This is a genomic window from Streptomyces sp. NRRL F-6492, from assembly GCF_001280125.1.
Classification (GTDB): Bacteria; Actinomycetota; Actinomycetes; order Streptomycetales; family Streptomycetaceae; genus Streptomyces.
Genome location: NZ_LGEG01000277.1, coordinates 1 through 12384 on the forward strand (window position 1 = coordinate 1; position 12384 = coordinate 12384).

The 12384-nt window shown below is 69.2% G+C and carries 10 protein-coding genes; 3 read left to right on the forward strand and 7 right to left on the reverse strand.

Annotation, left to right across the window (positions count from 1 at the left end):
- Positions 1-4 precede the first annotated feature (4 nt).
- The gene (locus tag ADL08_RS37415; RefSeq protein ID WP_159043166.1) at positions 5-169 is read right to left on the reverse strand and encodes a hypothetical protein; all 165 of its coding nucleotides are present in this window, start codon (positions 167-169) and stop codon (positions 5-7) included.
- A 472-nt stretch (positions 170-641) separates the two neighbouring features.
- Between ADL08_RS37415 and ADL08_RS33130 the strand changes: the two genes are divergently transcribed.
- Genes ADL08_RS33130 through ADL08_RS33140 form a run of 3 tightly spaced genes read left to right on the forward strand, consistent with a single transcriptional unit; the run spans position 642 to position 3033 of the window.
- Positions 642-1277 (forward strand): DUF998 domain-containing protein, encoded by a 636-nt coding sequence (locus tag ADL08_RS33130; protein WP_053649677.1) that lies wholly within the window; start codon positions 642-644, stop codon positions 1275-1277.
- A complete protein-coding gene (locus ADL08_RS33135; RefSeq protein ID WP_159048513.1) occupies positions 1274-2377 on the forward strand; it encodes a sensor histidine kinase in 1104 nt (367 codons plus the stop codon). The genes ADL08_RS33130 and ADL08_RS33135 overlap by 4 nt, the downstream gene beginning before the upstream one ends.
- Positions 2374-3033, forward strand: a complete 660-nt coding sequence (locus tag ADL08_RS33140; protein ID WP_053649681.1) for a response regulator — start codon at positions 2374-2376, stop codon at positions 3031-3033. The genes ADL08_RS33135 and ADL08_RS33140 overlap by 4 nt, the downstream gene beginning before the upstream one ends.
- Before the next feature lie 275 nt (positions 3034-3308).
- On the opposite strand, the gene ADL08_RS33145 is transcribed toward ADL08_RS33140, so the two are convergent.
- The 6 genes from ADL08_RS33145 to ADL08_RS33170 all read right to left on the reverse strand — a co-directional run bounded on the left by ADL08_RS33145 (position 3309) and on the right by ADL08_RS33170 (position 11451).
- On the reverse strand, positions 3309-5369 hold the full coding sequence (locus tag ADL08_RS33145) for an FtsX-like permease family protein (RefSeq protein ID WP_159043165.1): 2061 nt from the start codon (positions 5367-5369) through the stop codon (positions 3309-3311).
- 215 nt (positions 5370-5584) lie between these two features.
- The gene (locus tag ADL08_RS33150) at positions 5585-6277 is read right to left on the reverse strand and encodes an ABC transporter ATP-binding protein (RefSeq protein ID WP_053649684.1); all 693 of its coding nucleotides are present in this window, start codon (positions 6275-6277) and stop codon (positions 5585-5587) included.
- An 87-nt stretch (positions 6278-6364) separates the two neighbouring features.
- On the reverse strand, positions 6365-6649 hold the full coding sequence (locus ADL08_RS33155; protein ID WP_159043164.1) for a hypothetical protein: 285 nt from the start codon (positions 6647-6649) through the stop codon (positions 6365-6367).
- A 749-nt stretch (positions 6650-7398) separates the two neighbouring features.
- Positions 7399-8043 carry a response regulator gene (locus ADL08_RS33160; protein WP_053649688.1) on the reverse strand — a complete coding sequence of 215 codons (645 nt, stop codon included), beginning with the start codon at positions 8041-8043 and terminating at the stop codon, positions 7399-7401.
- 1 nt (position 8044) lies between these two features.
- Positions 8045-9226 carry a sensor histidine kinase gene (locus tag ADL08_RS33165; RefSeq protein ID WP_053649690.1) on the reverse strand — a complete coding sequence of 394 codons (1182 nt, stop codon included), beginning with the start codon at positions 9224-9226 and terminating at the stop codon, positions 8045-8047.
- A gap of 5 nt (positions 9227-9231) precedes the next feature.
- Positions 9232-11451 (reverse strand): MMPL family transporter, encoded by a 2220-nt coding sequence (locus tag ADL08_RS33170; RefSeq protein ID WP_078968599.1) that lies wholly within the window; start codon positions 11449-11451, stop codon positions 9232-9234.
- Positions 11452-12384 lie beyond the last annotated feature (933 nt).

Here is a 12384-nt window from a genome sequence, read left to right on the forward strand (position 1 = left end):
CACCTCACTGACGATGTCCTGCGGTACCCGGACCCAGTACGTGCGTCCGGGCGATCCTGATGGCGCTGCGCTCCTCCGTCCTCTCCTCGGTGATCAACTGCTCACCACTGGGGTACTGCTCACTGACGTCACTGCTGCGTACCGCGTACGCGAGTACCGCATCTGCCATGACCGCGGTCTCGCGCCGGTGGCCCCTGATCACCGCGGGCCACCCGGTCCGGCCGTCAGCCCCGTCGCCGTCCTGCGACAACCCTGGCTTCGGAACTCCACCGCCGTACCGTCCTGCGACTGCGTGTACCGCTGATACCGCTTGCCGGCAGTTCGTCTCTGCCAGGCCCACTGTCTTCCTCGGCTACGAGAGAAAACATAACCACGTTCCCGTCAAATGTCTACTGTGGCCGTGACAGATTTTCGCGAGTCCGGCAGTGAGGCAATCGGCGGCGACACCGTGCGGGGCCGGCCCTGACGGGAAGGCGCAGCCTGTCGTGGTGATGCGGGACAGCGGGCCGCCGGTCTGGCGCCGGCCAGGCGTCGGCCAGGCGTACATCGATCGGAGTAGTCGCGTACTCCGCTGGCGCAGGCTCGAATGACGCGTCGGGGACGATGTCCCCGGGGGGAGACCGGGCCTATCGTCCGGCCCTATGACCAAGACGTTCTCTCTGGCGGGCTTCGCCGTCGCCGTCCTCGCCTTCGCGGTGTCCGATGCGGTCAACGAGGGGTACGACCCGTTGACCGAGACGATCAGCAGGTACGTCAACCTGCCGCACGGCTGGCTGGTGACCGTCGGCCTGCTGGCGGTCGCGGTCGGGTCGGCGGCCGTGGCCGTCCGGGTCACCGGCAGTGGATGGGGCGGGTGGCTGCTGCGCTGCTGGGCGGGATGCGTGCTGGTCGCCGCCGTCTTTCCGGCGGACCCGCCGGGCGACTGGAGCCGCCCCTCGCTCTCCGACGGGGTGCACGGAGTCGCGGCCTGGGCGGGATTCCTCGCGCTGGCGATCGCGATCGTCCGGCTGACCGTCGTATGGCGGCGCGAGCCGGCACGGGCCTCGAAGGCGCGTGGGCTGACCGCGCTCGCGTGGGCGTCGTCGGTGGCGTTCGTGTTGTTCGCCGTGGCGCTGGTGGACAAGGCGGCCCTCACCCACACGGCCCCGCTGGGCCTGGCCGAACGCATCGTCCTCGCCCTGAATCTGGCCTGGCTGGCCCTGGCCGCCACCTCGCCGGAGTCCCGGCCCTCGGCGTCGGACACGATGGGGCGCGTGACGTCAGGCATCGTCGAGTGAGCCCCCGTCCGCGGACCAGGCGGCACCCCCGGCTGGTGGACCCGGCCCTGGCGCTGTTGACCGCCGTGGGCGTCGGTGCGGGTCCCGCCGCGATGGGCGCACCGCCGTCGTGGCACGGCACGTTCGGCCTGGGCGTGATCCTGGGCGGCCTGCTGCTGGTCCGCAGGCGCCGCCCCGTGCTCGTGCTCGTCCTGTCCGCCGCCGCGCTCGTCGGCTACCAGAGTGCCGGCCTGTTCGAGGGCGGCGCCGTCTGGCCCCTGTCCGTCGCCCTGTTCACCGCCGCGCTCGGCCGCCCGGTCCGGGCCGCCGCCGTCGGCGCCCTCACCCTGGCATGCGTCCTGGCCCCGCAAGGGCTGGACGCCTCCGAAGTCCTCGCCCGAGGGGGCGTCGAGCTGCTCTGGCTGGCCTTGGTGTCGGCTGCGGCGAGTTCCTGGCGCCAGTACGGCCGTTGGCGGGCCGAACACCAGGCCCGTCTCCTGCAACTGGAACAGACCCGGCTGGTCGAGCAGCGCCTGATCATCTCCCGGGAGGTTCACGACGTGGTCGCCCATACGCTGGCCGTCGTCGGTGTCCACTTGAACGTCGCCGTCGAGGCCCTGGAAGATTCGCCCGAGGAAGCGCGCGCCTCCCTGCGCACCGCGATCGCCGTGCGCAACCAGGCCATGACCGACCTGAAGACGTTCGTGGGCGGGCTCCGCGACGTGCCGCGACACGGCTTGGAGTCCGTCGCCGGCCTGGTCTCGCAGGCCGAGGCCGCCGGGTTGGAGGTGCGCTACGACTCGGAGGGCGACCCCGATGCCGTTCCGGCGGCCCAGGCGCTCACCGCCTACCGGGTCGTCCAGGAGGCCGTGGTCAACACCCTGCGCCACTCCGACGCCGGGCGTCTCACCATCCGGGTGCGGGCCCGGCCGCGGACCCTGGCGGTGGAGGTCACCGACGACGGGCGCCCGGCGGCGGGTTTCACGGAGGGGCACGGTCTGACCGGGATGCGCGAGCGCGTCACGGCCCTCGGAGGAACACTGCGTGTCGACGCCGGCGGCGGCTTCGCGGTACGTGCCGTCCTGCCCCTGACGGACCGCGTGACAGGCTTGGCGCCATGACCATCAGTGTGCTGCTCGCCGACGACCAGGCGCTCGTGCGGGCGGGGTTCCGCAGCCTGCTCGGCCGCGCCAAGGCCCTGACCGTCGTCGGCGAGGCCGCCTCTGGAGAGGAGGCGGTACGGCAGGCCGCCCTGCTGGGGCCGGACGTCGTGCTGATGGACATCAGAATGCCGGGCATGGACGGCATCGAGGCCACCCGCCGCATCCTGGCCGAGCTGCCGACGACCAGGGTGATCATCCTGACCACGTTCGACACCGACGAGCACGTCTTCGAGGCGCTACGAGCAGGCGCGAGCGGCTTCCTCACCAAGGAGGTCGAACCGGCCGAACTGCGTCGGGCGGTCGAGGTCGTGGCGGCGGGCGACTCCCTGCTGTCCCCGGGCGTCACCCGCCGCGTCGTCGAACGCTTCGCCCACCGCCCCCGGCCCACCGCCGCCCTGCACGCACTGACGGCGCGTGAGAACGAGGTGGTCAGGCTGGTGGCGGAAGGACTGTCCAACGACGAGATCGCCGCCGCACTCGTGATCAGCCCGCTGACCGCGAAGACCCACATCTCCCGGGCCATCACCAAACTGGGCCTGCGCGACCGCGTGCAACTGGTCATCACCGCCTACGAGCACGGTCTCGTCAGGACCTCGCGCGCCGACGGTCCATGAGGGACGACGACGAAGCCCCAGGCCACTGACCTGGGGCTTCGTAAGAAGAGCGGATGACGGGAACCGAACCCGCGCCACAAGCTCGGGAATCACCGCCGCCCGAGTCGGGTACCTAATGCCTGACCTGCGAAAACGGCCCCTGAAACGGCGCTTCTTGTTGGCTCGACGATACCTGTGTTGACCGCTGTTGACCGCCCCGAAGGGCACGGCTGGGGCACGACCGCGCCACAGAGGCAGGAGCGGCGAACGCACGGCCCCTGCCTCCACGCCACTCGTCAGTCGCCTTGGGGCTTCCAGACAACGGCCTGCCGACTGGCAACACGTCCGCACACGACCGCCACGCCCAGGCCCGCCAGTGACACGGCTCCGAGCCCGACCAGCAGGAGTGAGGTCGACATCCAGCCGCCCTTGCCCAGGTTGATCAGCAGACCGCCCAGTGCCGCAGCGACCAGTACGCCGATCGCTCCTACGGCGCTGAGGGGGAGAGCCAGGTTCCACAGGGCGATACGGCGGTAGAACGCCTGATCGGTGCGGTACGTTGACAGCGGCCCCAGAGCCTTGGCCTGCTCAAGGAAGATGCCTGCCGCACCGAGCGCCCCCGCGGCGGCGAGTGCCACGAGACCGAGCAGGGCGATGTCGAGCATCCAGCGGATCTGAGCTGCCTGTGCGGCCGAGCCGAGGACCCAGCCCTGCCCCGGCAGCGCGGTCATGGGACCGACGAGGTGCGCATACGCGGCCTCCTCGATGCCGCTGATCCCGGTGTCTCCGTCCCGGTTGATGACGAGGAAGCCGTACATGACCTTGTCCCCGTTCTCCGGCGCGGCACACTGGCAGACGGAGGTGACCGGGGCGCTGGTCACGTCCTGTGCGCGGAAGACCTGCACGCCGGCTGCGCTGAGGCTGGAGAACACCTGCTCGGGCTTCTGGGGCGTGGCAGGACATTCACGCAGCTCACCGAGGTGCCCGAGAGCTTCGCAGGTACCGGTCAGCCTGATTTCCGGTTCGCCCTGGCTGGGCTGGAACTCCGGTGAGTACCTGAGGACCCGGTCCGGTCCGACCGCTTGGATGAATGCCGGAGCAGTTACGGGGATGTTCCTGGAGCGCACCTGTACGAGCTCCGCTCCAGATGCCTGGTAGCGCTCCCGTGCGGCCTCCACCGGACCCGCGAACTGTGTGGTGAGGACCTGTCCGAGGGTGACGATGCCCAGACCGACGACCAGGGCCGCGCTGAGCCGCGCCAACGTGGCGGGGCGGGCCTGGAGCCAGCGTCCGGCGACGATGCGGACGGGATCGCCTGCCTTCTGGCCGCGCCCTGCCACGCGTCGGCCGATGAGGCGGGCCAGCTGACCTGCGGAATGCGGCAGGGCGGCCAAGGTGAGTACCGCACCGGCGACGAAGGCGATGCGTCCGCCGGCGCCGCGCTCCTGCGAACCCCAGGCTGTGACGAGGAAGCCCAGGAGGAAGATCCACAGAGGTCGGCGGGCCTTGCCCCGGCCGGCCCTGGCAGGGCGGGAGCCCTTACGTTCGGGTCGGCGGATGCTGGCCAGCACGGTGAAGAGGATCAGGGCCGCGAATACGGCGAGTACGACGAGGGGCAACTGCGGCAGAGCTGCCTGCAGATCGGCGGACCACACCTGGTAGCCCGTGAAGGGGAGGGTGGGCGAGGAGCTCCAGGCAACCGTGCCCAGGAGCAGTCCTGCCACGAGCACACCCAGGCCGATCGGTGCCCAGGCTTCACCCACGACGACCAGTGCACGTGTGGTCGTCGGCGCTCCGAGGGCGTCCAGGAGGGCCAGACGCCGGTCGCGCGTCTCCGCTCGGCTGCGAACGGCGACCATGACCAGCGCGGCGCAAGGCAGTGCCGCCATGATCAGTACGAGCAGGTCCAGTTCGCCGAGCCCCCTGTCGAACTGGTGGGACGACACGAAGAACATGCGCCGGTCCGGGTTGCCGAATCCCCGGATACGGGAAGTGGGCTCGAAGACCTCGTCGAAGAAGTCAGTCCGGGCGGGATTCACGTAGGCGATGAGCTCGGAGGCGTCAGCGAGACCGCTGGGGGTGACCGTCCCCGCGAGCTTCCCGTACCGGCTGCCCATCTCCGGTGCCTCGTCGAGGAGTGCGGGCGACAGATACGCCTGTCCGGGCTTCGGCCAGGCACTCAGCCCGGGCGGCAGGGCCGCATCGGCCTGAAGCGGGCGCACGTAGATGACGGATACGGCGCGCTCGTTGACGGAGTCGGGACGCTCCCACCATCGCGCGATCGCGGTATCCGCTGACCCCTCGGCCACGGGGACCGGGTTGCGTGCCGTCATGCGGGCGTCGCGTTCGGCGTACACGGAGTGGGCGGCTGCGAGTGCCCACAGAGTGATCACAGCGAGGAACGCGGCACACATCAGCGAGGCGCGATGTACGCCTCCGCCTGTGCCGCGGCCACCACGCCGGCCCACGGTCAGGGCGAGCCCGGTACGACCGCCCCACCTCCCGACCACGGGTGTGGCTCCTGTATTCCCGACGGAGCTGGGAAGTTCGGTCGTACGAGGTGTGCATTTCGTCATCGGCCGGCCACACCGTCCTGGTGGAGCCTTCCCTCGCGCATGACCAGCACGCGGTCGGCACGCGCGGCGATCTCGGGGTTGTGGGTGACGACCACCAGCGAACAACTGCGCTGCTGGGGCAGGGCGAACAAGAGGTCGGCCACGGCGAGTGCCGCTTCGCCGTCCAACGCCCCCGTGGGTTCATCGGCGAGGACCAGCCGCGGGTTTCCGATCAAGGCGCGGGCCACAGCGGTGCGCTGGCGTTCACCGCCGGAGATGACCCCGGTCTCCCCGGCGGCCACATGGCCTACGCCCAACTCGTCCAGAAGCGCCTGCGCCCTGGTGTAGGTCTCGCCTGCCGAGGCACCGGCCATGAGGGCTGGCAGTGCCACGTTCTCCAGGGGGCTGAGCTCGGGAAGGAGCTCCCCGAACTGGTAGACCATGCCGATGGAGCGAAGCCGGACCCCGGCTCGTTGGCCCGCTGACACACCGGTCAGTGCCTGGCCGTCGAGGGTGATGCTGCCGCCGGTGGGTTCGAGCAGGCCGGACAGGCAACTGAGCAGGGTGCTCTTTCCGCAGCCGCTTGGGCCGGTGATTGCCACGCTCTCGCCAGGGCCGACCGACAGGTCCACCCCTCTGAGGATGGTCCGCCCGGCGACGTCGTAGTGGAGGTCACGGACGTCCACGCCGGCGATGTTTGTCTTCTGCATGTGGCGGCTCCGGCTCGTTATCGGGAAGTGAAGAAGCGGTGGAGGGTGCGGAATCGGCAGGCGACTCCGCACCCTCCACCTCAACTTCTAGTAGCGGTACTCCCAGCTCGACCACGAGTTGGGCGCGAAGTCCCTGATCTGGTGAGCCTGGTGGCGGTACACCTTGTCGTTGCTGGAGCCGCTGGCCTCGCAGTTGTCCTTGCCGCTGTACTCCTGCACAGCACCGTGACCACCGCTGTCGCGGTAGTAGTTGCTCTCGACCGAGTTGCCGTCGGCGTCGCCGTCACATATCTGCACGGCCTTCCAGGAGTTGATGGCCGACGAGCACGTGTTGTACGTGCACACCTTGGCCTCGGCCATCGGGGCGCCCATCAGCACCGCCGAGGTGGCAAACAGGCCCGCTACGATACCCGCACGCCTTCGCATAGAGGTTCTCCTTCTTCGGGATGGACTGCGACAGGTCAGGTGGGCACGGCACTGCGAATGCTGTGCCCACCGTTGCGTTCAGGCGGCCCGCCCCACACAGAGTGGTGACCCATGTGCAGGACGAGAAGCCCGAAGGAAGATCGCACGGCCGACCCAGCCGGGCAAGCGACTTGCACACTGGTGATCACCCATTCCGCTTTGCTTTCTTCATGTATGGGGGAAGTCGACCCGAGAGCGGCGCTGACCAGGTCGAATTCGCTCACGTCACCATGAAGGACGGTTCGCTGACCTCGCCCTGCAAGGGGTATAGGCAAAGGTAAAAATAGGGCAAATTAGACATTAGCTGTAAGACGCGATTTGGCTGAAAGCTACTTACGGGTTTGGTCGCCGTGGCATGAACCTCGCTGCTGCGGACATTGCGATGAGGGTCCTCCAGCCCACCACCTGGGCAAGGCCGCGCGGGTGAGCAGGCATGGAGTCTTCCCTTCGGTGAGGCCCAACTCGTGACGTCTCGCGACGGCTTTCTGCACAGGTGGACTGTCAGTGGTGACCGTTGTCGTTCTAGCCGGGACGGCAACAGCTGCTCGAACGGGCCGAATTCGGCGTCGGGAGACAGCACCGCGCCAACGGGTTGCCGCTCCATCACGTAGTCCGAGGTCTCGCACCTCTTGAGAACTGAAAGTTCGTCAGGCGGGCTAAGGCCGTTCCAGCAGACCCCCTTCCAGGGCCAGTACGACCGCGCGCGTGCGGTCGCTGACGTTCAGCTTGGCGAAGATCCGGAGCAGATGGGTCTTTACCGTGGCCTCGGAGATGACCAGGCGCTTGCCGATCTCCGGATTGGACAGGCCGTCCGCGACGGCACTCAGCACGTCCACCTCGCGCGCGGTGAGCGTCACCGGCGAGGGCCGCCGCATCTTGGCCACCAGACGCTGCGCGACGCGCGGGGCCAGGACGGTCTCGCCCCGGGACGCCGAGTGAACGGCCTCGACGAGCTGCTCGCGGGTGGCGTCCTTGAGGAGGTAGCCGGTCGCGCCCGCCTCCACCGCATGCTCGATCTCGGTGTCGGTGTCGTAGGTGGTCAGGATCAGCACGCGAGTACCCTGACGGCCCGCGACGATCTCGGCGGTGGCACCCACCCCGTCGAGCACCGGCATCCGCAGATCCAGCAGCGCCAGGTCGGGCCGCAGCCGGTCGACCAGCTCGACCGCCTCCCGGCCGTCGCTCGCTTCGCCGACGATCTCGATGGTGGGCTCGGAGGCCAGCAGCGCGACCAGGCCGGCGCGCATCACCGTGTGGTCGTCGGCCAGGATGATGCGGAGCGCGTCTGCCGATGTCGTCATGTCATACCTGACCGTTCGTGGGAATCATGGCGAGGATGCGGGTGCCGTCTCCGACCGAGCTGGTGACGGTGAGTTCGCCGCCCAGTTCGGCGAGGCGTTTGCGCATGCCGTTGAGTCCGAAGCCCCGGGACTCCTCGACCACGAAGCCCCTTCCGTCGTCGATGATTTCCAGCTCGATGCCGAACGGCTGCCGTGCCAGGACGACGTCCACGGCGGAGGCCGCCGCGTGCTTGCGGATGTTGGCGAGGGACTCCTGAGTGCAGCGGAGCAGCGCGATCCGAGTCGGTTGGTCGCACTCGATGTCCGGCAGGTCCGCGGTGACGGTGACCCCGGTGTCCTCGGTGAAGCGGTCCAGGGTCCGCCGCAGGGTTCTGGCCGCCGAGCCGGGAGCCACGCCGCTCCGGGGGGCCGAGCCGACGAGGACGCGTGCCTCGGCGAGGTTGTCGCGGGCGGTCCGCTCGATGGATTGCAACTGCTGCGCGCTCCTCTCCGCATCGGTTTCGAGGCCGGAGCGGGCCGCCTCCGCCAGCGCGATGATGGAGGCGAAGCCCTGGGCGAGGGTGTCGTGGATCTCCCGTGCGAGGCGCTCGCGTTCCTCTGCGGCGCCCTGGAGCCGGTGTGCCTCGGCCAGGCTCAGCTGGGCGCTTTTCAACTCGGCGCGCAACTGGGCGCGTTCGTCGCGCAGCTCAAGGGCCCGGGGCGTCAGTACGGCGATCAGGATGCCCACCGCGTAGACGGCGAACGAAGAGATGGCGTTGGTGGTGAGGACATCGGCGTTCGGCCCCTCCCGCAGGCTGCCGCCGACCGTGATGGCCACGGCGCCGAGCCCGCTGTAGACGATCGAGGACCGCAGACTGTTCACGAAGATGACGAACTGCGGGAGCGTCAGCGTGTACAGCACCCCGAAGCCGTCGCGGAGGTAGGAGAGTCCGCCCAGGACGAGGACCAGCAGGGCCAGATAGGCGTACGCGCCGAGCACCGGATTGCCGGGGCGTCTGCGTACGAGCCCGTAACAGATGCCGAGAAGTGCCAGCAGCGCCAGCGACCCGTACCCGGTCGTGCGGGGGGTGTCTCCCACGATGGTGATCACGGCCAGCAGACCGATGATCATCCAGGACGTGACGTCCCACCAGTGGAGCGTCCATATCCAGAACGGGTCCCCGCGCTGCGGCCGTTGAAGCACGATCGTCAGACTACTTTCTCGCACGGACGGGCGGCCGGGGTGGTGCTCGGCCCCGTAAGGGACGACCGGGTCGGCCGGAGCGGCCACCACGCCCGCTCGCCGAGCAGAAGCAGGAGAGACGGCAGGACCATGAGCCGGATGACCACGGCGTCCAGCAGTACGGCCACCGCCAGACAGAAGCCCATCTGCTTCATCTCGGTGAGGTGCAGGGCGACGAAGGCGCCGAACACCGTCACCATCACGATCGCCGCGCTGGTCACCACCTTGGCCGACCGGGTGATGCCGTCCAGCACCGCCTCGCGGGCTGACATTCCGTCGTGTACGGCCTCTTGGATTCGGCTGACCACGAACACCTGATAGTCCATCGACAGACCGAAGAGGATCACGAAGAGGAACAGTGGCACGCGGGACGCGATCGCACCGAGGGAGTCGAAGGCCAGCAGGCCCTCTGCCCACGTCCCCTGGAAGAACACGACCAGCAGGCCGAGCGAGGCCCCGGCGGACAGCAGATTGAGTACGACGCCGATCAGGCCGATGACCACCGAGCGGAACGCCCACACGGTCATCCCGAAGGTCACCAGCAGCAGGAACCCGATGACCAGCGGCAGCTTGCTCCTCTCGTGGTGCACGTAGTCGTGGCCCCGGGCCACGTCACCGCTCACCCCCGTCTCCACGCCGGACAGCATGCCGACCGTGGCGGGCACATGGTCCTTGCGGAGATGGCCGAGCGACTCGGTCGCCTCGTCGGAGGGCGCGGGGTACGGGACGGCCAGCTCCAGCACGCTGATCCGGCCGTCGGCCGACGTACGCACCTCCGGCTCGGCGGTCCTGGCGAACAGGGGATCGGCCTGCGCCCGTCGGCCGAGATCCGCCAGAGCCCGCCTCACCTCCGCGGCCCGGTCCGGGGTGGAGCGGGCGACGACCTCGTGCTTGACCAGAAGCTCCGGGAAGGCCGCGTTCAGTCGGTCGTAGACCTGCATGGCCGGAATCTTGCGGGAGAAGGTGTCCTTGCCCGGGTCGATGAGCTTCATGCCGAGCGCGGGCGCCGCCAGGGCGAGCATGACCAGCACCGATACGCCCAGGGTGACGGCGGGACGCTTCTGCGCGGGCCTCAGCAGGGCGCCGAACAACCGGCCCGTTTCGGCCGCCGCCCGCTTCGTACGGACCGGTTTGCCGCGGCTCGCCCGGCGGGCGGCCCTGCGGGCCGAACGGCGCTCGGACCGGCGGCCGATCGTCACGAGGAGCGCGGGAAGTACGGTGAGGGAGCTGACCATGGCGACCGCCACGACCAGGATGGTTCCCGTCGCCAGCGAGGAGAAGATGACGTCCCCGGCCAGATACAAGGTGGCGGTGGAGGCGATCACGGCGAGGCCGGAGACCACGATGGACCGGCCCGCGGTCGCCGCCGCCAGCTCCACCAGGGCTTCCGAGCCGAGCCGGCCACCGGCACGGGCCCGTTCCTCGCGTTCACGCTTGAGGTAGAAGAGCGTGTAGTCGACTCCCACGGCCAGGCCGATGAGCAGGATCATGTTGGTCCCGACACCGGGGTCGGGGAGGCCGTGGGACGCGATCATGGACAGCCCCAGGGCGCCGGCGATCGAGGAGAGTGCGAGCAGCAGCGGCACACTGGCCATGACCACCGATCCGAAGACGATCAGCAGGGTGACGAGCGTGACCGGCAGCGTGATGCGCTCGGAGAGCGCGAGGTCCTCCCCTCGCTGATCGTTGACGCCCTTGCTGATGGAGGGGGAACCGGTCTCCTCCACCACCAGGTCCGGGTGGTCGTCGCGCACCTTCGCCGTCTGTTCGAGGAGCGGGACGACGTTCTTCCTGCCGTCCAGCTCGGGGCCCTTCAGGACCACCGAGACCCTGAGCACCTTGCCGTCCGTGGAGCGGACCGGGGCCGCCACGCTCTCCACCTCGGGCAGCTTCCGCATCCGCTCGGTGAGGTCCCGGGCCGCGGAGTCGGCTGCGGCCATGTCCGGCGGTCCGGACTTGGCGTAGAAGATGATCTGCTCGGTGGGCCTGCGCTGCAGGCCCCCTTCGGCCGCCATCGCCTCGGCGCGCCCCGCCTCACCGACCCGGAAGTCCTCGACAGTGGCTTCGTTGCTGCCGACCGCGATGCCGGCGCCGAGGCACAGAACGACGAACACGAACCAGCCGGCGATCGCACGCCATGCGTGCCGGGCGCTCCAACGGGCTATCCGCACAGGGAGTTGACTCATACCGGAGATCCTGGTCGGCGGGGGGCGCAGCCCGACACGCCCGGCCGGTTGAACCTGCCGTCCACCGGTCGGTGGACGGCGGGGGGAGCGCCACCGCTGCCAACGACCTCGCAAACGCCCGGTAGAAGCCCGCCGAGCAGGCCGGCCAGGAGGGAAATGGTGCACAAGTGGTGCGGGACGCCGGAACAGGCACGGACAACGAAGAAGGCCCAGGTCGCTGACCTGGGCCTTCTCTGAAGAGCGGATGACGGGAATCGAACCCGCGCTATAAGCTTGGGAATCACCGTTCCCAAGCTCGATCATCTGGCCCTTGACCTGCGAAAACGCCCTCGCATGTGGGGGTTCTCGCTGGTCCTGAGATACCCGCGTTGGCCGCTGTTCACCGCCGTGAAGGGCACGGATGGGGCACGCGCCCCGCAGGTATGGCGGCACTGGCGGACTTGTGGGCATCGTCGTGAGGTCGGGGCCCGCTCGCTTGGGCCCCACCCGCCGCTTTGCAGATGGGACCGGCCATCGAGTGCGGTGCGGGTCATTAAAGACAGGACTGCGGCCGAGGCGTCCGCGCTACGGGGCGAGTTTGTTCGCGGCCTTCTCAGTGAGGTCGACGACGGGGGCCGGGTTGGGAGGCGTGGCTCGCGTCCAGGTCGACGATGGCACGGGGAGGCAACCGCTGAGCCGTGCGGCGCGGCGGGCTTGTGGCGTGCCCCCGAAACTGGCACTTGGGCGCAGAATGTTTCGTCATCCAGGGGAAGTGATTCAAGGCGAAAAAGCGGGAAAACCAGTTTTCGCCGGAGTGTTCCCGTCAGCGGCACCACCCACGGGGCGGTGCTCTGGAGACCCTGCGCAAGTGTGTCCTCGCCGACCGGGCCGGTATCTAAACAGCGGACGGCGGGGTGACGCCGGCGAGACCGGTGACGAGAAGGAAGAGCTCAG

What these genes read in the sequence shown, in the direction of transcription:
- ADL08_RS37415 (WP_159043166.1), bottom strand. Translation starts at nt 169, where the DNA reads ATGGCAGATGCGGTACTCGCGTACGCGGTACGCAGCAGTGACGTCAGT.
- ADL08_RS33130 (WP_053649677.1), top strand. Translation starts at nt 642, where the DNA reads ATGACCAAGACGTTCTCTCTGGCGGGCTTCGCCGTCGCCGTCCTCGCC.
- ADL08_RS33140 (WP_053649681.1), top strand. Translation starts at nt 2,374, where the DNA reads ATGACCATCAGTGTGCTGCTCGCCGACGACCAGGCGCTCGTGCGGGCG.
- ADL08_RS33150 (WP_053649684.1), bottom strand. Translation starts at nt 6,277, where the DNA reads ATGCAGAAGACAAACATCGCCGGCGTGGACGTCCGTGACCTCCACTAC.
- ADL08_RS33155 (WP_159043164.1), bottom strand. Translation starts at nt 6,649, where the DNA reads ATGGGCGCCCCGATGGCCGAGGCCAAGGTGTGCACGTACAACACGTGC.
- ADL08_RS33160 (WP_053649688.1), bottom strand. Translation starts at nt 8,043, where the DNA reads ATGACGACATCGGCAGACGCGCTCCGCATCATCCTGGCCGACGACCAC.
- ADL08_RS33170 (WP_078968599.1), bottom strand. Translation starts at nt 11,451, where the DNA reads ATGAGTCAACTCCCTGTGCGGATAGCCCGTTGGAGCGCCCGGCACGCA.